This window comes from Pedococcus sp. 5OH_020 (assembly GCF_027812955.1).
Classification (GTDB): domain Bacteria; phylum Actinomycetota; class Actinomycetes; order Actinomycetales; family Dermatophilaceae; genus Pedococcus.
Genome location: NZ_JAPYZV010000006.1, coordinates 179726 through 202748 on the forward strand (window position 1 = coordinate 179726; position 23023 = coordinate 202748).

At 70.5% G+C, this 23023-nt stretch carries 19 protein-coding genes; 14 read left to right on the top strand and 5 right to left on the bottom strand.

Annotated features, from left to right (window positions below; all coding sequences use genetic code 11):
- The first annotated feature begins 66 nt into the window (after window positions 1–66).
- The 3 genes from PHA84_RS12865 (at window position 67) to PHA84_RS12875 (ending at window position 6737) form a co-directional block, all read left to right on the top strand.
- A complete protein-coding gene (locus PHA84_RS12865) occupies window positions 67–432 on the top strand; it encodes an STAS domain-containing protein (RefSeq protein WP_270888516.1) in 366 nt (121 codons plus the stop codon).
- Window positions 433–554: 122 nt separating this feature from the next.
- Window positions 555–2570, top strand: a complete 2016-nt coding sequence (locus tag PHA84_RS12870) for a protein meaA (protein ID WP_270888660.1) — start codon at window positions 555–557, stop codon at window positions 2568–2570.
- Window positions 2571–2753: 183 nt separating this feature from the next.
- Complete coding sequence (locus tag PHA84_RS12875; protein WP_270888661.1) at window positions 2754–6737, top strand: S8 family serine peptidase; 3984 nt, start codon at window positions 2754–2756, stop codon at window positions 6735–6737.
- A gap of 79 nt (window positions 6738–6816) precedes the next feature.
- Here the strand turns inward: PHA84_RS12875 and PHA84_RS12880 are convergent, their stop codons facing one another.
- The gene (locus tag PHA84_RS12880; RefSeq protein ID WP_270888517.1) at window positions 6817–8016 is read right to left on the bottom strand and encodes an N-acetylglucosamine-6-phosphate deacetylase; all 1200 of its coding nucleotides are present in this window, start codon (window positions 8014–8016) and stop codon (window positions 6817–6819) included.
- The gene (locus PHA84_RS12885; protein WP_270888518.1) at window positions 8013–8909 is read right to left on the bottom strand and encodes an SIS domain-containing protein; all 897 of its coding nucleotides are present in this window, start codon (window positions 8907–8909) and stop codon (window positions 8013–8015) included. The genes PHA84_RS12880 and PHA84_RS12885 overlap by 4 nt, the downstream gene beginning before the upstream one ends.
- A gap of 234 nt (window positions 8910–9143) precedes the next feature.
- Between PHA84_RS12885 and PHA84_RS12890 the strand changes: the two genes are divergently transcribed.
- The 8 genes from PHA84_RS12890 to PHA84_RS12925 all read left to right on the top strand — a co-directional run bounded on the left by PHA84_RS12890 (window position 9144) and on the right by PHA84_RS12925 (window position 16560).
- Window positions 9144–10427 (top strand): extracellular solute-binding protein, encoded by a 1284-nt coding sequence (locus PHA84_RS12890; RefSeq protein WP_270888519.1) that lies wholly within the window; start codon window positions 9144–9146, stop codon window positions 10425–10427.
- A gap of 128 nt (window positions 10428–10555) precedes the next feature.
- Window positions 10556–11419 (top strand): carbohydrate ABC transporter permease, encoded by an 864-nt coding sequence (locus PHA84_RS12895; RefSeq protein WP_270888520.1) that lies wholly within the window; start codon window positions 10556–10558, stop codon window positions 11417–11419.
- Window positions 11419–12318 carry a carbohydrate ABC transporter permease gene (locus PHA84_RS12900; protein WP_270888521.1) on the top strand — a complete coding sequence of 300 codons (900 nt, stop codon included), beginning with the start codon at window positions 11419–11421 and terminating at the stop codon, window positions 12316–12318. Before PHA84_RS12895 ends, PHA84_RS12900 begins: the two co-directional genes overlap by 1 nt.
- Entirely contained in the window at window positions 12315–13124 is an 810-nt protein-coding gene (locus PHA84_RS12905) for a DeoR/GlpR family DNA-binding transcription regulator (RefSeq protein ID WP_270888522.1), read from the top strand. The genes PHA84_RS12900 and PHA84_RS12905 overlap by 4 nt, the downstream gene beginning before the upstream one ends.
- 2 nt (window positions 13125–13126) lie before the next feature.
- Entirely contained in the window at window positions 13127–14071 is a 945-nt protein-coding gene (locus PHA84_RS12910) for an ROK family protein (RefSeq protein ID WP_270888523.1), read from the top strand.
- A complete protein-coding gene (locus tag PHA84_RS12915; RefSeq protein ID WP_270888524.1) occupies window positions 14068–14991 on the top strand; it encodes a 1-phosphofructokinase family hexose kinase in 924 nt (307 codons plus the stop codon). Before PHA84_RS12910 ends, PHA84_RS12915 begins: the two co-directional genes overlap by 4 nt.
- A gap of 7 nt (window positions 14992–14998) precedes the next feature.
- Window positions 14999–15841 carry a class II fructose-bisphosphate aldolase gene (locus PHA84_RS12920; protein ID WP_270888525.1) on the top strand — a complete coding sequence of 281 codons (843 nt, stop codon included), beginning with the start codon at window positions 14999–15001 and terminating at the stop codon, window positions 15839–15841.
- Between the two features lie 95 nt (window positions 15842–15936).
- Window positions 15937–16560, top strand: a complete 624-nt coding sequence (locus tag PHA84_RS12925) for a histidine phosphatase family protein (protein WP_270888526.1) — start codon at window positions 15937–15939, stop codon at window positions 16558–16560.
- A 46-nt stretch (window positions 16561–16606) separates the two neighbouring features.
- On the opposite strand, the gene nucS is transcribed toward PHA84_RS12925, so the two are convergent.
- Complete coding sequence (gene nucS, locus PHA84_RS12930; RefSeq protein WP_270888527.1) at window positions 16607–17302, bottom strand: endonuclease NucS; 696 nt, start codon at window positions 17300–17302, stop codon at window positions 16607–16609.
- 122 nt (window positions 17303–17424) lie between these two features.
- Between nucS and PHA84_RS12935 the strand changes: the two genes are divergently transcribed.
- The 3 genes from PHA84_RS12935 (at window position 17425) to PHA84_RS12945 (ending at window position 20065) form a co-directional block, all read left to right on the top strand.
- Entirely contained in the window at window positions 17425–17829 is a 405-nt protein-coding gene (locus PHA84_RS12935) for a hypothetical protein (RefSeq protein ID WP_270888528.1), read from the top strand.
- Window positions 17830–17941: 112 nt separating this feature from the next.
- On the top strand, window positions 17942–19720 hold the full coding sequence (locus PHA84_RS12940) for a 3-hydroxyacyl-CoA dehydrogenase family protein (protein WP_270888529.1): 1779 nt from the start codon (window positions 17942–17944) through the stop codon (window positions 19718–19720).
- Window positions 19721–19765: 45 nt separating this feature from the next.
- Window positions 19766–20065, top strand: coding sequence for a hypothetical protein (locus tag PHA84_RS12945; protein ID WP_270888530.1), 300 nt, complete (start codon window positions 19766–19768; stop codon window positions 20063–20065).
- 148 nt (window positions 20066–20213) lie between these two features.
- On the opposite strand, the gene PHA84_RS12950 is transcribed toward PHA84_RS12945, so the two are convergent.
- Both PHA84_RS12950 and ccrA read right to left on the bottom strand, forming a co-directional pair.
- Window positions 20214–21557, bottom strand: a complete 1344-nt coding sequence (locus PHA84_RS12950) for an AI-2E family transporter (protein ID WP_270888531.1) — start codon at window positions 21555–21557, stop codon at window positions 20214–20216.
- A gap of 60 nt (window positions 21558–21617) precedes the next feature.
- Window positions 21618–22955, bottom strand: a complete 1338-nt coding sequence (gene ccrA, locus PHA84_RS12955; RefSeq protein WP_270888532.1) for a crotonyl-CoA carboxylase/reductase — start codon at window positions 22953–22955, stop codon at window positions 21618–21620.
- Window positions 22956–23023: the final 68 nt, after the last annotated feature.

Genomic DNA, 23023 nt, shown 5'->3' on the forward strand with positions numbered 1-23023 from the left:
ACAACCCAACCCCCCAGCAGGCGCGTCACTGTGAGTGAATGTGACCACAGGCACCTAGGGGTTGGTATGTCGGTCAGCACCATCGGGGGGCTCCCCGTCGAGGTCCGCGCCCATGACACGGGTCAGGAAGTCGCCATCACCGGTCGCATCGACGTGCACTCCGTCGCAGACGTCCGGCTGCTGCTGCACGAGATCATCGACAGTGGCTGCGGCGATGTCCGGGTCCGCCTTGCCGCCGCCGAGATCGGTGACGCCACCGGGCTGGGGGTGCTGGTGGAGGCCTACAACCGCGCCCGTCGGGCTGGACGCCGCCTCGCAGTCGTCGACATGACGGAGCGCACCGGTCGCCTGTTGCGTGCATCACGCCTCGACCGTGCGCTGGTGCTGCGCGAGAGCGCCGAACCAGGCACTGTGGCGGCTGTCACCGCCTGAGCGCCTCCCGCCCCGGCAGGCGCCGAAGGTACCTTCGGCCCATGGCCGAACCCCCCGACGCGCTTTCGCCTGCCCCCGCGTCCGCCGCGCCGGCCCGTCCCGAGCGGGACGGCCCCTGGGTCATGCGCACGTACGCCGGGCACTCCAGCGCCGCAGCGAGCAACTCCCTGTACCGGCGCAACCTGGACAAGGGGCAGACCGGGCTGTCCGTCGCCTTCGACCTGCCCACCCAGACCGGCTACGACCCCGACCACCCGCTGGCCCGCGGGGAGGTGGGCAAGGTCGGGGTGCCCGTCTCGCATATCGGCGACATGCGCGCCCTCTTCGACCAGATCCCGCTGGACCGGATGAACACCTCCATGACGATCAACGCCACCGCCATGTGGCTGCTCGCGCTGTACCAGGTCGTCGCCGAGGAGCAGGCGGAGGCCGACGGCCAGGACGTGCGGGCAGCCGTGCGGGCCCTGGCCGGCACCACTCAGAACGACATCATCAAGGAGTACCTGTCACGGGGGACCTACGTCTTCGCCCCCGGCCCGTCGCTGCGGCTGGTCACGGACATGGTGGCCTACACCGTGGCGGAGATCCCGAAGTGGAACCCGACGAACATCTGCAGCTACCACCTGCAGGAGGCGGGCGCGACCCCGGTCCAGGAGATCGCGTACGCGCTCTGCACCGCGATCGCGGTGCTCGACGCTGTCCGGGAGTCGGGGCAGGTGCCACCCGAGCGCTTCGGCGAGGTCGTGGCTCGCATCTCCTTCTTCGTCAACGCCGGTGTGCGGTTCGTCGAGGAGATGTGCAAGATGCGGGCGTTCGTCCAGCTGTGGGACGAGCTGACCCGGGAGCGGTATGGCGTGCAGGACCCGCGGCAGCGGCGCTTCCGGTACGGCGTCCAGGTCAACTCGCTCGGCCTGACGGAGGCCCAGCCTGAGAACAACGTCCAGCGGATCGTCCTTGAGATGCTCGCGGTGACGCTCAGCAAGGACGCGCGGGCGCGGGCGGTGCAGCTGCCGGCGTGGAACGAGGCGCTCGGCCTTCCCAGGCCCTGGGACCAGCAGTGGTCCCTGCGGATGCAGCAGGTGCTGGCGTTCGAGTCGGACCTGCTGGAGTACGACGACCTGTTCACCGGCTCGAAGGTCGTGGAGGCCAAGGTCGCCGAGCTTGTGGCGCAGGCGCGCGCCGAGATCGACCGCGTCCAGGAGCTCGGCGGTGCGGTCCCGGCAGTGGAGAGCGGGTACATGAAGTCCGCGCTGGTGGCGTCGCACTCGCTGCGACGCCAGCGGATCGAGAGCGGCGAGGCCGTCGTCGTGGGAGTCAACCGCTTCCGGACGACGGAGCCGAACCCCCTGACGGCAGACCTGGACGCCGCGATCCAGAGCGTCGACCACGACGTCGAGTCCAGGGCCGCCGCAGCGGTCCGCCTCTGGCGCAGGCGCCGCGACGCCGACGAGGCAGGTCGGCGGCGTGTTGAGCACGCGATAGCGGCGCTGAAGGCCGACGCGCGGAACGGCACGAACCTCATGGCGGCCTCACTCGAGGCGGCCCGTGCCGGGGTCACCACGGGGGAGTGGGCCCAAGCGCTGCGTGAGGAGTTCGGGGAGTTCCGGGCGCCCACGGGAGTGTCGGGCTCGGTGGGGGTCTCGGGCAGCGGCAGCGACGAGCTGCTGAGGGTGCGCGAGGACGTACGCCGCACCGGTGAGGAGCTGGGAGAACGGCTGCGGGTCCTGGTGGCCAAGCCCGGCCTCGACGGCCACAGCAACGGGGCCGAGCAGATCTCGGTCCGGGCGCGGGACGCGGGGTTCGAGGTGGTCTACCAGGGCATCCGCCTCACTCCGGACCAGATCGTGGCCGCGGCGGTGGCCGAGGACGTCCACCTCGTCGGCATCTCGATCCTGTCGGGCTCGCACATGGAGCTCGTGCCCGACATCCTGGCCGGGTTGGGGGAGGCCGGGGCGGGTGACGTGCCGGTCATCGTCGGCGGCATCATCCCGGACTCGGACGCCCAGGCCCTCAAGGCGCTCGGCGTCGCCGAGGTGTTCACCCCCAAGGACTTCGGCCTCAACGACATCATGGCGAGCTTCGTGTCTGTGATCCGTGCCGCCCGCGGGCTCCAGACGACACACCCGACCGCCGTCTGAAACCGGTCCGAGCCGCAGCAGGTAATTTCTTGGTGCGCGTTGTAGGTCATTTCGGCACATCTGCGCCGAAGTTGGCCTAGGTTCTGCTCGGCGCGGTTGACCAGTGGGGGCGGGTGTCCTCCACGTCCCGGGGGACTCTGCGGGAGATGGTTGCGCATCCGCGCTCGAGGAGATCCTGTGTCGATGCTTCCCCCCGCACGACACCGTCGCGGCTACGTGGCCGCCGTCGGTGTCAGTGCCCTGTCCGTGCTGGCGGCAGCCGCCCTCGGCGCGGCGCCAGCCACCGCGGTCCCGAGTGACGGCAGCTCCGGTCATCGCGGCGCGGCGAACCTCCCCAAGGGGCTTACCAGCGCCGGGTCCTACCGCCTCGGTACCCAGCGGACGTCGGCCGAGAAGGTCGACCGGTCGCTCGCCGGAGCCAAGGGCCAGGTCGACGTGATGATCGAGCTCGAGGAGGCGCCCGCCTCCTCCGCGTTCACCACCGCCCGGTCCCGTGGACCGGTCGCCTCGAAGACCGCTGGCCGCGCCCAGACCGCGGTGGTCAAGCGCGCGCAGGCGACGGTGGAGTCCCACTTCGGTGAGGGTGCGACCAGGGCACGGACCCTGTACCGCGCGCACGCGCTCTACTCGGGGGTCGCCGTGCGCACCGACGCCAGCCGCGTCCAGGCACTGGCGGCGCTGCCCGGGGTGAAGGCCGTGCACCGCATCACCCCGAAGCGGGTCTCCAACAGCTCCTCCGTACCCCTGATCGGGGCTCCCGAGGTGTGGAAGGGTCGCGGCGAGACCGGCCAGGGCGTCCGGGTCGGCGTCATCGACACGGGCATCGACTACACCCATGCCGACTTCGGCGGTCCAGGGACCAAGGCGGCGTTCGAGGCCGCCTCCGCCTCCAACACCTTTCACCCGACGGCCAAGGTCGTCGGCGGCTACGACTTCGCCGGTGACGCGTACAACCCGAGCGAGGGCAACGCCGTCCCGGTCCCCGACGCGAACCCCATCGACTGCGAGGGCCACGGCTCCCACGTCTCCGGCACCGCGGCCGGCCTGGGTGTCAACGCCGGCGGCACGACGTACACCGGGGGCTACTCCTCCGACATCGACCCTGCGTCACTGAGCATCGGGCCCGGTGTCGCGCCCGGGGCGTCGCTCTACGCCCTCAAGGTCTTCGGCTGTGAGGGCGACACGAGCATCCTCGGCCAGGCCCTGGACTGGGCCGCGGACCCCAACGGTGACGGGGACCTGTCCGACCGCCTCGACGTGGTCAACATGTCCTTGGGCTCCAGCTACGGCTCGCCCGACGACCCGGACGCCGTGGCCTCCAACAACCTCGCCGCGCTGGGTACCGTCGTCGTCGCCTCGATCGGCAACAGCGGCGACGTCTACGACGTGGGCGGTTCGCCCGGCAACGCCACGCGTGTGCTGGCCGTCGCCGCCTCCGACGACGGCAACGACGTCGTCGACGGCCTGAAGGTCGACAGCCCGGCCGGCATCGAGCCGGCGAACACCGTCGACGCGAAGCAGGACAACGTCTTCGCCGCGCTCAGGTCTGCGGCCTACGACTGGGAGAACGGTCCCGGCCTCACGAACACCGAGGTCGTCACCCTGGGCGACTGGAGCGTCGACGCCTCCACAGCGAACAACACCGACGGCTGTTCCGCGTTCTCGACCGCAGACGCCGCCAAGGTCGCCGGCAAGATCGTCATGACGAAGTGGTTCGACGGCGTGGGCCGTCGCTGCGGCTCCGTGGGCCGGTCCGGCAACGCGCGGGCGGCGGGTGCGGCCGGGGTCATCTTCGGCAGCGACGTCAACTCCTTCTCGGCCGGGGTGACCGGAGACACGGTCATCCCCGCCATGCTGACGGTCAACCAGGCGACGCTCGCCATCAAGAGCAAGCTGGACGCGGGCACGCCGGTCCGGGTCACCATGACGAACGCCCTGCGCAACAGCGGCACGATCGTCAACCACCGTGCCGTCGACCAGGTGGCAGGGTTCTCCTCGCGAGGCGTGGGCATCGCCGGCAACGTCAAGCCGGACGTCGCCGCTCCCGGCGTGACGACCTTCTCGGCGGCCGTCGGCTCCGGGAACGAGGGTGTGGCCGAGAGTGGCACCTCGATGGCCGCTCCCCACGTCGCCGGTGAGGCTGCCCTCGTCCGGGGCGTGCACAGCACGTGGAGCGTCGAGGAGGTCAAGGCCGCGATCATGAACACGGCCACCCAGGACGTGTACGTCGGACCCAACCACACCGGTGACGTCTACGGTCCCGAGCGCGTCGGCTCCGGCCGCGTCAAGGTGGCGCAGGCGGTGGGCACGAGCACTCTGGCCTACGTCAAGGACACCCCCGGCGCCGTGAGCGTCTCCTTCGGCCCGGTGGCTGTCACGGCCGCCACGACGACGCTCACGAAGACCGTGCGCGTGGTGAACAAGCGGCCGACGGGTACCTCCGCCTACACGATCGGCTACCAGGCCGCACACCCCACTCCGGGGGTGACGTACTCCTTCAGCCCCAACCAGGTCAGCCTGCCCGCCGGCGGTTCTGTCGATGTCAAGGTCACGGCGACGATCACCCGGTCCGCGCTCCGCGCGGTGCAGGACCCCACCACGGAGTCCGACCCGCTCGGGATCGGGATTCGGCGCAGCTACCGCGCGGACGCCAGTGGCCGCATGGTGCTGACGCCGACGCCCACGACGCCGGGTTCCGCGCTGCGCGTGCCGGTGTGGTCGGCACCGCGTCCGGCATCCGTCATGAAGGCTGCCGCGAGCAGCACCGTGACCGGGGCGGGTGCGGTGAAGACCGGCACGCTGGCGCTCGGTGGCACCGGCGTGTCGCAGGGCACGGGCAGCACGGGGTACGAGTCGATGGTCTCCACCTTTGAGCTCCAGGGCACCAGCCCCAGGATCCCGAGCTGCTCGAGCACCCTCATCGCCCGGTGCATCGCCATCGGTGACGACCGCTCGGCCGACCTCCGGTACGTCGGAGCGGCCTCGGACGCGCCGATCTCGCCCAGCCTCGACGACGCCACGCTGACGTTCGGTATCAGCAGCTACGGTCGCTGGCGCACGCCGGCCTCGTACACCGAGTTCGACGTCGTGCTGGACACCAACGGTGACGGGACGGAGGACGCCCTCGTCTACAACACCCGTGTCGTGACCACGGACGACTACGACTACTTCCTGTCCGAGCTTGTGGACCTGCGCGACCCGGCCAACCCCGCGGTGCTCGACGACCAGCTCGTCAACGGCGCCGACGGCTCGCTCGACACCAACCTGTTCAACAGCGACTCGCTGGTGCTGCCGGTGTCGGTCGGTGTCCTCAAGGCCGCGGGCCTCGTCGCAGGCACCTCGCCGAAGGTCAAGTACTGGGTGGAGTCCTACACCGGCGAGGCCGGCAGGGTCGACACGCAGGGCTCCGCGGCGGCGCCCATGACCATCAGCCTGGCGTCGCCGGCGCTGTCGGCCTACGGCGACTTCGGGACCCTGCTGAGCACGGACCTGCCGGGCGAGCTGCTCGACGTCCGTCGTGACGACGCGTCGTATGCCTCGGACAAGCCGCAGGGCCTGCTGCTGGTGCACCACCTGAACACCGACGGCCAGCGTGCGCAGGTCGTCGGTGTGAAGGCGCCGTCCTCCACCAGGCTGACGTCCAGCGCGACGTCCTACACCTACGGCGGCAGGCCGGTCCTCACTGCCACCGTGACGCCGGCGAACGCCACCGGAACCGTGTCGTTCAAGGACAACGGCACAGTGGTGCGGACCGTCGCGGTGAGCGGTGGCAAGGCGGTGTGGACGGTAACGGGGCAGACCCGCGGCACGCACACCATGACGGCGACGTACAACGGTGACGCCAGCACGCTGACCAGCACCTCGCCGGGCGTCAGGGTGACGGTGGCGGGCCTGGCCAGCAAGAGCACGCTGGCAGTCAACGACCGGGACTACGGCTACGGGTACCGCCCCACGCTGACGGCCACGGTGACCCCCTCGGGGGCTACCGGCACCGCCACGTTCCGCGACGGCGCACGGGTCCTGGGAACGGTCCCGCTGAGCAGCGGGAAGGCCGTCTACCGGGCACCGGTGCTCGCGCGAGGCACCCACTACCTGACGGCGACGTACAACGGGTCCAGCAAGTACAACCCCGCTGGGTCGGCCAAGGTCTCCGTGGTCGTGCGCTGACCCCCCTCGACCGACTGGACGGTCGAGGCTCGGGCCCCCCACCGCACGGTGGGGGGCCCGACGCCGTGGTGTCGCCGGCTCAGAGCCAGGCGCCCCGGCGCATGACCGCCTGAAGCGCGAGCTGCTCGTCCACGACGAGGACGTCTGCCTGCATTCCGAGCGCGAGCTCGCCGACACCCTCCAGCGCCAGCGCGCGGGCCGGCGTCCGGGTGGCAGCCGTGACGACCTCGCGGAGGTCCAGGCCGAGCTCCTGCACGCACCACCGGACCTGGTCCAGCAGGGTGGAGACCCCGCCTGCCAGAGAGCCGCCGTCGAGCAGCCGAGCCTCGCGACCCCGGACCTGGACGGCACGGCCGCCCAGGGTGTAGTCCCCGGACGGCAGGCCGCTGGCCGCCATGGCGTCGCTGACGAGGGCCACCTGCCCACCGCCCACCGCGTCGAAGACCATGCGCACGGTCCCGCCATCGAGGTGCACGCCGTCGGCGATGACCTCGACCACGGCGTCCCCCCGGGCTGCCGCCGCGAGCGCCGCTGCGACCGGACCCGGAGCGCGATGGTGCATCGGCGGCATACCGTTGAAGAGGTGCGTCGCCAACGGCCGGGCTCCGCGCGCCCCGGCGCCGGCGATGGCCTCCAGGGCGGCTGCGACGGTGGCGTATTCGGCGTCGGTATGACCGATCGCACCCAGGGCGCCTCCCGTCGCGAGCAGCGCGGGGACCTCCGCGCCACCGCCACGCTCGGGCGCGAACGTCATCTGCGCGAACGCCTGCGGGGCGGCCTCGAACACGCGGTCGAGCAGGTCGCGGTCGAGGTCTGTGAGGGTCGCGGGGTCCTGGGCACCGCAGCGCGCCGTGGACAGGAAGGGGCCCTCGAGATGGATGCCCGCGAGCTCGCCGCAAGCCACCGCCGTGGCCAGCACGCGGGTCGAAGCGACGAGCTCGGATGGCGGTGCCGAGACCAGCGACGCCACCACAGACGTGCTCCCGGCGCGGTGGTGGTGGCCGGCCGCGACGAAGGCTGCGCCAGGGTCCGCCCCGAACTCGGCGCCTCCGCCGCCGTGGCAGTGGACGTCGACGAGTCCTGGGAGCAGAGTGAGACCGCTGCGCCAGTCCGGCGGAGCCGGCGCCTGCGCCCACTGTGCGGGGATCGACCGGAGCTCGCCGACCCAGGCGATCCGGCCGCCCGCGACCGCGACGGCTCCGTCCGGCACGAGCCGCCCGGGCGTGAGCACCCGACCCGTCAGGAGCTGGCCATGGTCGGGCGCCGGGTCCGTGGTCACGACAAGATGATGGACCGGGACAGGTGGCGGGGTCGATCGGGGTCCACACCGGCCTGGTCGGCCTTGTGCAGGCAGAGGCGGTGGACGCGGACCAGCTCTGCCAGGGGGTCGAGGTCCCGGTGCTCGAAGTGCGCCCCCGTCGCGCGGACGTCGTCGGCCAGACCTTCAGGGACCTCGCCGAACGCCCAGGTGGCCCGACCGTGCGTGGCGATGCTGATCGGTCCATGGCGGTACTCCATGGCGGGGTAGGCCTCCGTCCAGAACTGGGCGGACTCGCGCAGCTTGAGGGCGGCCTCGTAGGCCAGGCCGACGGTCCAGCCGCGACCCACGAAGGTGAGCTGGCCGGCGTCCCCGACCGCGGCGAGGGCGGTCGCGGGCTCCTCCGTCAGGACGGCCTCGGCGTCCTGGATGGCAGCGCTCAGGTCCTCGCCCAGGGTGGCTCGCAGCAGCGCCAGGGTCGTGGTCGCGAAGCGGGTCTGCACCACCGACCGCTCGTCCACCTCGCTGAGCATGAGCTGCTTCGTCGCCAGGTCCGGGATGCGCGTACCTTCGGTGGCGACGACCGCGGTGGTCACCCGGTCACGGGAGGCGAGCGCCTCGAGCAGCTCGATCACCTCCGTCGTCGTGCCGGACCGGGAGATCGCCACCACGTGGTCGTAGTCCCGGTCCACCGGGAACTCGCTGGACGCGAAGGCGTCGGTCAGGCCCTCGCCGGCCGACTCGCGCAGCGCGGCATACGCCTGCGCCATGTAGAACGACGTCCCGCAGCCGGTCACGGCCACGCGCTGCCCCGGGCGAGGTAGGACGTCCTTCGCCTCGGCGACGCGGCGCAGCACCGCCCGCCAGTCGTCCGGCTGGGTGGCGATCTCGGCGGAAAGGTACCTCGCGGCCACGGCTGGCCCTCCTAACGTGAGTGAACGAGACTGAACTGATTGTGGAACCATCACGATCGGTCAGTCAAGCCGTCAAGAAAATGGCGTGTCATCCCTTGACGACAGGTGTTCTGCGGAGTCATGGTGTCTGTCACACATCGTGAATGTGAGCGATGAGCGTCCTTATCGCTACGAAACGATCAACGGGTGAGCCGTGATCGCAGCGACGTCGAACACGAGAGATTGAGGTATCAGGTGAGCAGCAAGCGACATCTGCCCGCGACGGGGCTCCTCGCGGGAACCACGGCCGTCGTGCTGGGTCTGGCCGCGTGCTCCGGTGGCACGGGTGCCGGCTCGGCCGGTGGAGGCGGCGGGGGCGGCTCCTCCGCGACCAAGGGAGCCACCACGATCAAGCTGGTGGCGGCGGAGTACTCCAAGAACCACACCAAGGCGTTCTGGGACCAGTTCGCCCAAGCGTACAAGTCGAAGACGGGCAACACCCTGCAGGTCCAGATCGTCAGCTGGGACGACATCGACCAGCAGAGCTCGACGATGGTGCAGAACAACAACCCGCCGGACATCCTCAACCTCAACGCCTACGCGAGCTACGCCAAGGACGGCCTGCTCTACAGCGCCGACGAGGTCCTGTCGGACACGGTGAAGTCCGACCTGCTCGACGCCTTCGTCAAGTCCGGCAGCTACCAGGGCAAGATGTACGGGATGCCGGACCTCAGCTCCGCCCGGGCGATGTTCTACAACAAGACGCTCTTCCAGAAGGCCGGCATCTCCGCCCCGCCCAAGACCTGGGCCGAGTTCCAGGCCGACGCGACGAAGATCGCTGGCCTCGGGAACGGCGCCATCGGCTACGGCCTCCCGCTCGGTCCGGAGGAGTCCCAGGGCGAGTTCTCGATCTGGATGTTCAACAACGGAGGGGACTGGAAGAAGGACGGCAAGTGGACCATCAACAGCCCTGAGAACGTCGAGACCCTGACCTTCCTGAAGTCCCTCGCCACCAAGAAGCTGACCCAGAACAACCCGGGCAAGACCAACCGGCAGGACGCCTTCGACCTCTTCGCGTCCGGCAAGGTCGGGATGGTCGTCGGGTTCTCACCGTTGGCGGGCAAGCTCGACGCGGACAAGAAGGTGCAGTACGGCGTGGCACCGATGCCGACGAAGGCGGACGGCGGAACCCCGCAGACCTTCGGCGTCACGGACTACCTCATGGCCTTCAAGAAGAAGGGGAACCAGGATGCCGTCAAGGCGTTCTACGACCTCTACTACCAGAAGGACCAGGTCAACAGCTTCATCAAGGCCGAGGGCTTCCTGCCGGTGACGAAGTCCGGCATCCAGGAGTTCTCCGGCGACCCCAAGCTGAAGACCTACCTCGAGACCCTGCCGAACGCGCACCTGACGCCCACCGACGACCCCACCTGGGACAAGGTGAAGCTCGCCGTGCAGCAGAACCTCGGCACAGCCATCACCGGTGACCCCAAGGCGGTCCTGGACAAGCTGCAGAAGTCCGCCGAGGCGGGCGGCTGAGCGTGGTCCAGCCAGCTGGCCCTGGAGTGGGTGCGGTCGGGGCACCGGCCGCACCCGCTCCTCCCCTCGGCCGCAGACGCAGAGGCCGTCGGCCCCGGACGGCCGGCGGAGGCCGCGCCTCGGGCTGGGTGGCGCTGCTGTGGCTCGCCCCGGCCCTGCTGCTCATCCTCGGCGTGGTCGTCTGGCCGGCGGTCGAGCTCGTCCGGGCGTCGCTCGCTCGGTTCTCCATCACCGGCCTCAACAAGGGCAGCGCGGGACTGGACAACTACCGCAACGTGCTGGCGAACGAGAGCCTCGGCACCGTCCTGGCGAACACCGTGGTTTGGGTGGTGGCGGTGGTCGCCCTGACCATCCTCATCAGCCTCGGGTTGGCGCAGTTCCTGACCAAGGACTTCTGGGGCCGCCGGTTCGTCCGGTGGGCGGTCATCGTGCCGTGGGCGGCGTCGCTGGTCATCACCGCCCGGCTGTTCAGCCTCATCTACAGCTACTACTACGGCACGCTCAACGCCGTGCTGCTCAAGCTCCATCTCGTGCACACACCGGTGGACTTCCTGGGCAACGACCGGTGGATCATGCCCTCGATGGTCGCCGTGGGGGTCTTCGTCTCGATCCCCTTCACGGCGTACGTGTTCGTGGCCGGCCTCAACGCCATCCCCACCGACGTGTACGAGGCGGCCCGGATCGACGGGGCCTCCCCGTGGAAGATCTGGCGGCTCATCACGCTGCCCCTGCTCCGCCCCGCGATCCTCGTGGCGACGGTCCTGAACATGATCTACGTGTTCAACAGCTTTCCCATCATCTACACGCTCAACGAGTCGAACCCCGGGTTCGCCCACGACACGACGATCACGTTCATGTACAAGCTCGCCTTCAAGAGCGCGGAGAAGGACGTGGGCCAGTCCGCCGCCGCGGGCCTGTTCAACGTCTGCCTGATCCTCGTCGCGGTGCTGGTGTACCTGCGGGTGTCGCGTTGGCGCGAGGAGGAGTCCTGATGGCCACGGCAACGCCGGCGTTGACCGGCACCTCAGCGAGCGCCGATACGGCAACGACCTCCGCGACGCCGGGTGGGTGGCGACGGGCGCGGCCCTGGGCCATGCCGCTGATCGGACTGGGGGTCTCGCTCGCCTTCCTCTGGCCGTACCTCGTCATGCTCCTGGGCGCCTTCCGGCCGAGCAGCGACGTCGTGCAGACCCCCGCCTCGGTCCTGCCCCGGGTCTGGAAGTGGACGACCTTCCCGGAGGTCCTCGGCGACGAGCGGTTCCTGGCCTGGCTGAGGACGTCGGTCGTCGTGGCGCTCGCCTCCACTGCCATCGTCGTGGTGGTCGCCATTCCGGCGGCGTACTTCACCGCCCGGTTCCGCTTTCGCGGCAGGATGGCGTTCCTGTTCCTCGTGCTGGTGACGCAGATGTTCTCCCCGACGTCGCTGGTCGTCGGGATCTACCGCGAGTTCTTCACGGTGAACCTCGTCAACACCTACCTCGCCCTGATCCTCACCAACGCCGCCTTCAACCTGGCGTTCGCGATCTGGATCCTGCACGGCTTCTTCGCCTCGATCCCGCGTGAGCTGGAGGAGGCCTCTGAGCTGGACGGATGCGGCAGGGTCGGGACGCTGTGGCGGGTGATGCTCCCCCTGACCCTGCCGGGGCTGGTCACGGCGACGATCTTCACGTTCATCGCCGCGTGGAACGAGTACGTCGTCGCCCTGACGCTCATGCTGGACGACAGCCGCAAGCCGCTGACGGTGGGCATCAACTCCTACGTCACCGGCTATGAGCAGAACTGGGACCAGCTGTTCGGGGCGTCGCTGATCGCCATCGTGCCTGTGGTGATCCTCTTCGCCCTCATCGAGAAGCACCTGGTCGGCGGGCTGACCTCCGGTGCGGTCAAGTGACCCAGGTCGAGAGCCGTGCGATGGACCGGGGCGCCCGATGGAGCGCCCTGCTCTCGCTGCTCGCCGAGCACGGCAGGCTGACGGTCGCAGAGACCGTGGAGGCCCTCGGCGTCTCCGAGGCCACCGTCCGGCGCGACTTCGGCGAGCTGGCCGCACAGCAGCTGGTGACGCGGACGCACGGTGGCATCGTGTCGGCGGCCGTGGCGTACGACCTGCCCGCCCGCTACCGGCAGGCCGGGAGCGACTCCGCCAAGGAGCGCATCGCAGCTCGGGCTGCGGAGCTCGTCCGGGAGGGGTCGGTGGTGGGCTTCAACGGCGGGACGACCACCAGCGCCACGGCGCGACGACTGGCGGCTCGGGCGGACCTCGCCGCCTCCTCGCGTCGCCCGTCCGTGACCGTGGTGACGAACGCCCTGAACATCGCCACGGAGATGGTCCTGCGTCCTTTCGTGCGCTGCGTCTCCCTCGGAGGGGTGGCGCGCCCGGAGTCCTATGAGCTGTCCGGCCCGCTGGCCTCCATGGTGCTCGGCGAGCTCTGGCTCGACACGGTCGTTCTCGGGGTCGATGCCGTCTCCGCCGCTGGTGGCGCAGCCTGCGAGCACGAGGGGGAGGCAGGCATCAACTCGCTGATGGTCGAGCGTGCGGAGCGGGTCGTCGTCGTGGCGACCGGTCCCAAGGTCGGGCGTCGCGCCTTCGCGCGGATCTGCCCCGCGCCGACGGTCGACCTCCTGGTCACCGACGGCTCCGCAGACCCCGACGCTCTGGCGGAGCTTGGCGCAGCCGGCGTGACGGTCGAGGTGGTCTAAGGGTGGAGCACCCGGTCGTCGCGGCCGTCGACGTGGGCGGCACGCGGGTCAAGGCTGCCCTCGTGGACCGGGCCGGCGAGGAGGTCGTCTCCCTGACGCGTCCCACCCCGCCCCGCCTAGACGCGCCGGGCGCGTTGGTGGCACTCCTGCGTACGACGGTGGAGGACCTGCGGGCAGCGGCCGCCAGCCAGGGCCGGGGCGACACGATCGCCGCGTGCGGCGTCGTGGTCCCTGGCCTGGTCGACGACCTCTCCGGGGTGGCGGTGTGGTCGGCGAACCTACACTGGCGCGACGTACCGGTGGCGACGCCACTGAGCGAGGCGCTCGAGGTGCCGGTGGCGCTCGGCCACGACGTCCGGGCCGGGCTCCTCGCCGAGGCGCGCTTCGGTGCGGCTCGCGGGCACCGACACGTGCTCTTCATGCCGGTGGGTACGGGTATCGCGGGTGCGATGATGCTCGACGGGCATGTGGTCGTCGCGGACGGGCGAGCCGGTGAGCTGGGGCACGTCGTCGTCGAGCCGGGCGGTCCGCTCTGCGGCTGTGGAGCCCGTGGCTGCCTGGAGGCAGTCGCCTCCGCGGCCGCGGTGGAGCGCCGGTATGCGGCGCGCGCCGCGGTGGCGACGCTGCCGGCAGCAGGTCCGTCGAGGCTGGGGGCCGACCGCATCGCCGACCTCGTCCGCAGCGAAGACCCTGTGGCGACGCAGGTCTGGGACGACACGGTCACCGCGCTCGCGCGGGCCGTCGTCATGGTGGTCACGCTGACGGGGGTGGAGCTCGTGCTCGTAGGGGGCGGGCTGGCCCAGTGCGGTGAGCTGCTCCTGCAACCGTTGCGGCGCAAGGTGGAGCAGGACCTCACCTTCCAGCGCCGGCCCGAGGTGGAGCGCCCGCTGCTCGGGGACCGGGCCGGGTGTCTCGGGGCGGCGTGCCTGGCGTGGGACCTCACGTGATCCTCACTGTCACGCCGAACCCCGCGCTGGACGTGACGTACGAGGTGCAGCGGCTGGTGCCCCACACCAGCCATCGCGTCCTGTCCGTGCGTGAGCTCGCTGGAGGCAAAGGCGTCAACGTGGCGGCGGTCGCCAGCCTCCGGGGCCAGTCCGTCGTGGCGACCGGGCTCCTCGGTGGTGCCACCGGCGGACGGCTGCGGCGCGACCTGGACGAGCGCCGGATCCGGCACGACTTCGCGGAGTGCTCACACGAGACCCGGCGAACCGTCACGGTCGTCAGCCGGAGTGACGGTGACGCGACCGCCTTCAACGAGCCGGGTGAGGACTGGCGGGACGAGGACTGGCGGCTGCTGGTCCAGCACCTGCAGGGGCTGCTGCGACGTTACGCGCCACGCGTGCTGGTCGCGTCCGGGAGCGTCCCCGCCGGCTTCCCCGCCGACGGGTATGCCCGCCTTGTGCGGCTCGGCCACGACGCCGGGTGCCGAGTCGTCGTGGACGCGTCGCGTGACGCGCTGCTCGAGGCAGTGGCCGCCGGGCCCGACGTGGTCAAGCCCAACCGGGAGGAGCTGCTGGGGGTGACCGGCGCGACGGACCCCGTGGTGGGCGCCAAGCTGCTGCAGGACAAGGGCGCCCGCGAGGTTGTGGTGTCCCTGGGACCGGACGGGATAGTCTCCGTCGCCCCCGACGGACGGGTCTGCAGAGCCATACCTCCTGGGGCCCTGAAGGGGAACCCCACGGGCGCCGGGGACAGCGCCGTGGCGGCGATCGCCTCGGGGCTGTGCTCCGGTCAGCCGTGGCCGGAGGTGCTCGCCGACGCGGTCGCCTGGTCGGGGGCTGCCGTCCTGCAGCCCACAGCGGGGACGGTCGACCCCCACGACATCCACCGACTGCGTGCGGCCGTGCGCGTGGAGAGGGAGTAGGAGCGAGATGCTGGTTGCCCTGACGTCGGCGCTGCGGGAGGCCGAGGCCGTACGAGGCGGCCTTGCCGCTTTCAACGTGGTCCACCTGGAGCACGCGGAGGCGCTGGTCGGGGCGGGGGAGGACGCCGGCCTTCCGGTCGTTCTCCAGATCAGCGAGAACACCGTCGCCTTCCATCGCGGGCTGGCCGCGCTCGCCACCGCCACCAGGGTGCTCGCGGAGCGTGCGACCGTACCGGTGGTGCTCCACCTGGACCACGCGGTGTCGGTCGCGCTGGTGCACGAGGCGCTCGAGCTGGGGTTCACCTCGGTGATGTTCGACGGGTCCACCCTGGATGACGCCGAGAACCGCCGGACCACGCGAGACGTGGTGCGCCGGTGCCACGACGCGGGCGTCAGCGTGGAGGCGGAGCTCGGCGAGATCGGCGGCAAGGACGGCGTCCATGCTCCCGGCGTCCGCACCCGCCCCGAGGAGGCCGCGGCCTTCGCGGCCGACACGGGAGTGGACGCCCTGGCCGTAGCGGTGGGGTCCTCGCATGCCATGACGCAACGGACCGCTGCGCTCGACCTCGAGCTCATCGCCCGGATCCACGAAGTCGTCCGCGTGCCTCTGGTACTGCACGGCTCCTCCGGGGTCCCGGACGAGGGGATCGCCGCTGCCGTCCGGGCCGGGATGACGAAGATCAACATCGCGACCCACCTCGCCGGTGTCTTCACCGCCACCGTGCGCGAGCGCCTGGGCGACGACCCTGGGCTGGTGGACAGCCGGAAGTACCTCGGCCCGGCTCGGGACTCCATGCGCGCTGAGGCCGCGCGGCTGATTCGCCTCGTGGCTCTTCGGCAGGAGCGGTAGGCCGCCCGGTCCTCCTGACGCCTTCGGCGTCCAGGGCGGGAAGCATTGACGACGGTCGGTGCCGGAGTAGGGGCGCGCGGCATACGCTCAATGCCATGAGCGACCTGCACTGCCCGGCGACGCTGTTGCTCGCGCGCCATGGTGACGCGGAGTACGGGCACGTGTCGGAGCTCTCCGACGAGGGTGGGTGGCTGACCGACCAGGGTGTCGCGCAGGTACGCGAGCTCGCTGAGTCGCTGCGCACGCGAAACGTCGCAGCGGTGTACTCGAGCACGATGCAGCGCGCCATCGCCTCGGCCGCCCTCGCGGCCGAGGTGCTGGGCCTGGACCCCCGAGCCGTGGGCGGCCTGGAGGAGCTCTCCGTCGGCGCTCTCGCCGGCCGTCCGCACGACGACCCCGAGCTGGCCTCGGTGTTCCGGGCGTGGGAGCACGGCGACCTGGCGCGCCGGGTCCCCGGCGGCGAGACCGGGCAGCAGCTGCTGGATCGCTTCCGGGAGGGGCTGCAGTCGATCGCCGACCTGCACCGTGGCGAGTCGGTGCTCGTCTTCTCGCACGGCGGGGTGATGTCCTTCGCCGTGCCCCGCCTGGCCGGGGTGGCACGCCAGGACCTCGTCAAAGCGCGGTTCCTGCCGAACTGCGCGATCGCGCAGGTGGAGGTCGACGGCGACGGCTTCCGGGTGACCAGCTGGCCGGGGACGCAGGACCGGGCGGTCGTCTGAGGGCTGCTTCGAGTGGGCTGGAGGCCGGTTCTGCGACCGATGAGCCTCAGAAGAGGCGGTGCTCGCTGTTGTCGATGCCCTTGAGCTCGTCGTAGTCGAGGGTCACGCACCGGATCCCACGGTCGAGAGCCAGCGTTCGGGCCTGCGGCTTGATCTCCTGAGCCGCGAAGACCCCCGTCACCGGGGCGAGGTGCGGGTCGCGGTTCATCAGCTCCAGGTAGCGCGTGAGCTGCTCGACCCCGTCGATGTCGCCGCGACGCTTGATCTCGACCGCCACCGACGCACCGCCCGGGTCCTTGCACAGGATGTCGACGGGCCCGATCGCCGTCATGTACTCGCGGCGCACGAGGGTGTACCCGGACCCGAGCGTATGGATGTGCTCGGCCAGCAGCTTCTGCAGGTGGGCCTCCACGCCGTCCTTGACCAGCCCAGGATCCACCCCGAGGGCGTGGCTCGAGTCATGGAGGACGTCGTGGATGAGGACCCTGAGCCGGTCCTCCGACCTGGTGTGCTGCACCTGCCACACGGCCGTCACCCCCAGCTCGACCTCATGCTCCCGCGGGGCCAGCTCGGCCATCGCGCAGGGAGGGGACATCCAGTTGAGCGGCTTGTAGGAGCCGCCGTCGCTGTGGACGAGGACGGAGCCGTCCGCCTTGACCATCAGGAGCCGCGTGGCTAGCGGCAGGTGGGCCGAGAGGCGCCCGTCGTAGTCCACCGAGCACGTCGCAATGACCAGTCGCACGAGGCGTCACTCTACGTGGCGCGTCGAGGCGCAGGACACGGTCGGGTGACAGCGACGAGGCTCACGTTGCGCTGGTCGCCCCGCCCGGCGCACACTCGAAGCCTGAGGTGAGGTGAGCACGCATGCCGCTCCTGCTGGGCAATGTCGCCGGGTTCGCAGTCTTCGTCGCAACCGGTGTCAGCGTGCTGCGCTGGATCAACTCCGGGCAGCCGCCCCGCGTGGTGCGCCCGGCGCTGGGGTGGGCACGGGTCAGGCTGGAGGCACGCCGTCCCCGTCCTGAGCCGCTGCCCCCGGTCCTTCTGGCGCTGGAGCTGAGCCGCCTGGCCGACCACATCCGGCGGGTCGAGGAGTCGAACCTTCCTCGCAAGGCCGAGCGCCTCATGGCCGCGCGGCTGGCCTACGACCACGCCCTGCGGGACTACTGCCGAGCCGTGGACATTCCCGTGCCGACGGCCATCCGGGGTCTGTCCCGGGAGCAGCGCTTCCACATGGAGTCGGCGCTCATCGGGGCGGGCCACGAGTGGTGACCTGCCCAGGCTGAGCCGCTGAGCGCAGCGGCGCCGACGGCAACGGCGTCCGTGGCGACCGTCACGCCGGCAGGGGGTCCACCGGGCGTGACGGCTCTGGAAGACTCCGGGCATGGCTCGTGAGTTCAGCAAGGTCGCAGTGGTCGGTCTCGGCACCATGGGCGCGGGCATCGTGGAGGTCTTCGCCCGTAACGGGATCGACGTGGTCGCCGTCGAGGTCGACGAGGCTGCGGTGGATAGGGGTCGTGGCGTGCTCCAGCACTCGACCGCGCGGGCCGTGGCCCGCGGCAAGCTGTCCGAGCAGGACCAGCAGGCGCTCCACGCCCGGGTCCGCTTCACCTCCAGCCTGGACGAGCTCGCCGACTGTCAGCTGGTGGTCGAGGCGGTGCCGGAGCACCTGGACCTGAAGAGGGAGATCTTCGGCAAGCTGGACGCCATCGTGGGTCCGGAGGCGATCCTGGCCACCAACACCTCGTCGCTGTCCGTCACCGAGATCGCGGTCGCAACGAGCAACCCCAAGCGCGTCGTGGGCATGCACTTCTTCAACCCCGCGCCCGTCCTTCAGTTCGTGGAGGTCATCCGCACCGTCCTCACCGAGGACGAGGTGTTCGAGGACGTCAAGGCGCTGGCGCTGCGCCTGGGCAAGCAGCCCGTCATCGTGGGCGACAAGGCGGGGTTCATCGCCAACGCCCTCCTCTTCGGCTACCTCAACCACGCCGTCTCGATGTTCGAGAGCCGGTATGCCAGCCGCGAGGACATCGACGCGGCGATGAGGCTGGGCTGCGGCTACCCGATGGGCCCGCTGGCGCTGATGGACCTCATCGGCCTGGACACGGCGTACGAGATCCTCGACACGATGTACAAGCAGGGCCGCAACCGCCTGCACGCGCCGAGCCCGGTCATCAAGCAGCTGGTCAGTGCCGGTCTCAAGGGACGCAAGAGCGGTCGAGGCTTCTATACCTATGCGGAGCCGGGCTCGTCCCAGGTCGTCGAGGACGCGCTCACGCCGCGGCCGGCCGCAGACAGTGACCGGTCCCTGCCTGAGGTTCGCAGGGTGGGGGTCGTCGGCTCCGGCACCATGGCCACGGGCATCATCGAGGTCTTCGCCAAGGCTGGACTGGACGTCGTCTACGTCACCCGCGGCCAGCCGAAGGTGGACGCCGTGACGGCGGCGGTCGGCACCTCCCTGGAGAAGGCGGTCCAGCGGGGCAGGCTGGACCAGGTGGCCCGTGACCAGGCCCTTGCCCACCTCGCGGGCACCACGGCGCTGGATGCCCTGTCGGACGTCGACCTGGTCGTCGAGGCGGTGGTCGAGGACCTGGCCGTCAAGCGTGCGCTCTTCGAGAACCTCGACGAGATCTGCCGGCCGGGCGCGATCCTCGCGACGACGACGTCCTCCCTGCCGGTGGTGGAGTGCGCCGCCGCCACGTCCCGTCCGCAGGACGTCGTCGGCATGCACTTCTTCAACCCCGCCCAGGTCATGAGGCTCGTGGAGGTCGTTCACACCGTCTCCACCAGCGCCGACGTCGTGGCCACAATTCAGGACCTCTGCACGGCCGTGGGCAAGCACCCGGTGACCTGTGGCGACCGTTCGGGCTTCATCGTGAACGCCCTGCTCTTTCCCTATCTCAACGACGCGGTCAAGATGCTGGAGGCGAACTACGCCACAGCGGACGCCATCGACACCGCCATGAAGACGGGCTGTGGACTGCCGATGGGACCGTTCGAGCTGCTGGACGTGGTGGGGCTCGATGTGGCGCTGGCCATCCAGCGGGAGCTGTACCTGGAGTTCCGGGAGCCCGGCTTCGCACCGGCGCCCCTGCTGGAGCACCTCGTCACCGCCGGTTACCTCGGCCGCAAGACAGGTCGCGGCTTCCGCACGTACGCGTAGTCGCCTCGGCCGGGCGCCGCCTCCGCGCTCTGCGAGAATGGCGCCATGCCCCGCGCCAACCGTCGCCGGCGCGACGACGCGCCGCTGAACCTCGACCGCACGGCCGGCGGGCTGGTGACGAGGCAGCGGTATGGCGCGGAAGAGTGGTTCGTGCGGAGGGTCACCGGTGCCGGAGCGGGCCGCGACTACCTGTGCCCGGGATGTCAGCAGTCGATCCCACCCGGCATGCCGCACGTCGTGGTGTGGCCGGCCGAAGGCATCGGCGGGATCGACGACCGCAGGCACTGGCACACGCCATGCTGGGACGCTCGCGAGCGCCGCCACACCACCGGCGCCATCCGCTGAGCGCGGGCGGCCCGGCGCCCCGCGCCATACCGCTAGGGACGTCCCCGACCGGACTCACGTTGTCGTGAGTGTTGGCGCCGCCCAGCCCGCGACACGCACAAAACTGTGAGTCCGGTCGGGGAAAGGCCGGGCCGACGCGGGGAGGGGGTCAGTGGCGGCGCTGACGCGGTAGCAGGACCTCTTCGTAGAGGAGCAGCAGCCCCGCCGCCACCGGGATGGCCAGCAGCGCTCCGATCACCCCGAGGAGGGTGCCGCCGGCCAGCGCCGCCACCACCGTCACGGCGCCGGGCACGGACACGGTGCGCTGCATGATCCGCGGGGCGACGACGTAGTTCTCCAGCTGCTGGTAGACCACGTAGTAGACCGCCGCGATCACCGCTTTGCGCGGCTCGTCGAACACTGCCACCAGGCACACCACCGACGCCCCGACGGAGGCGCCCACCATCGGGATGAGCCCCAGGAACCCCACCGCCACGGCCAGGACCGCGGCGTACGGGATGCCGACGACCAGCATCATGATCCACGAGCAGAACGCGTTGATCGTCGCGATGGCGACCTGACCGATGGCGTAGGAGCCGGTCCGCCGCATGATCTCCTCGGACAGCGAGATCACTCTGGCGCGCCGCGAGACCGGGACGATGGCGTATGCCGCCTGCTTGACCCGGGGCAGGGAGGCAAGGAGGAAGAGCGTGAGCACCAGCACGGTGAAGCCCTGGAAGACCCCGCCGATGACGGCCGCGCCGACACCCAGGACACCACCGAAGACCTGCCCGACGAAGGTGCCGTCGGACATGCGCTTTGTCACCTCCGCCTGGATCCGGTCGACGACGTTGTAGTGCCGGTCAAGGTCGGTCACCAGGCGGCTCTTGAGGATCCCGTCCAGGTACTCGGGGGCCTTCTGGGCGAGGTCGGTGCCCTGCGCGATGACGGGTGGCACCACGAGCAGCCCGAGCAGGGTGAAGACGGTGACGACCCCGGCGAAGACGAGCGCGACGCCGAAGGGCCTCCTCACGCCGTGGTTGGTGAGGGCCTCGACGATCGGGTTCAGCGCGAGGGTGAGGAAGAATGCGACGACGACCAGGGTCATCACGGTGGTGAGCCGTCCGATCGTCTGCCAGAGCAGGACCGCCGTGAGGACGCCGATCGCCCCGGTGAACCCCATGTAGAACGGGGACTGCCGGTTGATGGGGCGACCGGCGCGGCCGTAGGGGTTGGGCCCCTCCTTCGCCCGGGCGTTGGCGCGCTCCATCACTGCCTCGATGTCGTCCGGCTTCGCCGTCTCCTCGTCGGCGAGCTCCCTCTGGAGCCGGCCGGCCTCGGCCTCCTCCCGCGGGGTCGCCCCGTCCGGTGCTCCCCAGCCGTCCTCTGGGAACAGCACGCCGACCGGACCCTCGGAAGGACCGTCACCCTCGGTGTGGACCGGGTGGTTGCTGGCACGCAGGTACTCGCGTTGGGTCCGGCGGTACTGCTTCCAGCGGTCGAGCAGCGACATGGCGGCGAGCCTATCCACTGACGTGCGGCACCCAGCCTGTGACCGGGGGCCGTTTTCCCCTCAGGCGTTGCGGAAGCGGTTGATCGCCTCGAGGTGCCGTGTCCGCTTCTCCTCGTCGCGCACGCCGAGACCCTCCTGCGGCGACAGCGTGAGAACCCCGACCTTGCCCTGGTGCAGGTTCTTGTGGACGTCGTAGGCCGCCTGGCCGACCTCCTCCATGGCGTACGTCCTGCTGAGCGTCGGATGGATCAGGCCGCGGTTGATGAGGTCGTTCGCCTCCCAGGCCTCGCGGTAGTTGGCGAAGTGCGACCCGATGACCCGCTTGAGGTTCATCCACAGGTAACGGTTGTCGTACTCGTGCAGGTAGCCGCTCGTCGACGCGCACGTGACGATGGTGCCGCCCTTGCGAGCCACGAAGGTGGACGCGCCGAAGGTCTCGCGACCGGGGTGTTCGAACACGATGTCCGGGTCCTTCCCGCCCGTCAGCTCGCGGATCCTGGCTCCGAGCCGCTTCCACTCCCGGGGGTCCTGGGTGCTCTCGTCCTTCCAGAACCGGTACCCCTCGGCGTTGCGGTCGATCACCAGGTCCGCGCCCATCGAACGGCAGATGTGCGCCTTGTCGGCGGAGGAGACGACGCAGACCGGAGTGGCACCGCCCGCGAGAGCCATCTGCGTGGCGTAGGAGCCGAGGCCGCCGCTGGCCCCCCACACGAGCACGACGTCGCCGAGCTTCATCCCGGCACCGTTGCGTGACACGAGCTGTCGGTATGCCGTGGAGTTCACCAGGCCCGGGGAGGCGGCCTCCTCCCACGTGAGATGGCCGGGCTTGGGCATGAGCTGGTTGGTCTTGACGACCGCCAGCTCCGCGAGGCCACCGAAGTTGGTCTCGAAACCCCAGATCCGCTGCTCCGGGTCGAGCATCGTGTCGTTGTGGCCGTCGGCGCTCTCGAGCTCGACGGAGAGGCAGTGCGCGACGACCTCCTCGCCGGGCTTCCACTTCTGCACACCTGGGCCGACCCTCAGGACGACCCCGGCCAGGTCCGAGCCGACCACGTGGTACGGCAGGTCGTGGCGCCTGGCGTACTCCGACGTGCGGCCGTAGCGCTCCAGGAAGCCGAACGTCGACATGGGCTCGAAGATCGACGTCCACACCGTGTTGTAGTTGATGGCGCTCGCCATCACCGCCACGAGGGCCTCGCCGGGAGCCAGCTCCGGCACCGCCACGTCGTCCACATGCAGCGACTTGCGGGGGTCCTTGTCACGGCTGGCCAGCCCATCGAACAGGTCGACCTCGTCCTTGTGCACCGTCACGGCACGGTACGACTCGGGGACGGTCAGTCCGGCATACGTCTCCACAGAGCGGTCTCCGGCGAGGATGGCGTCGCGGATGTCCTGCATGGGAGTGGCTCCTCGGCGTCGGGGGAGGGCGGGGCAAGGCTGTGGCCGAAACTAGTGCGGCCCAAGGC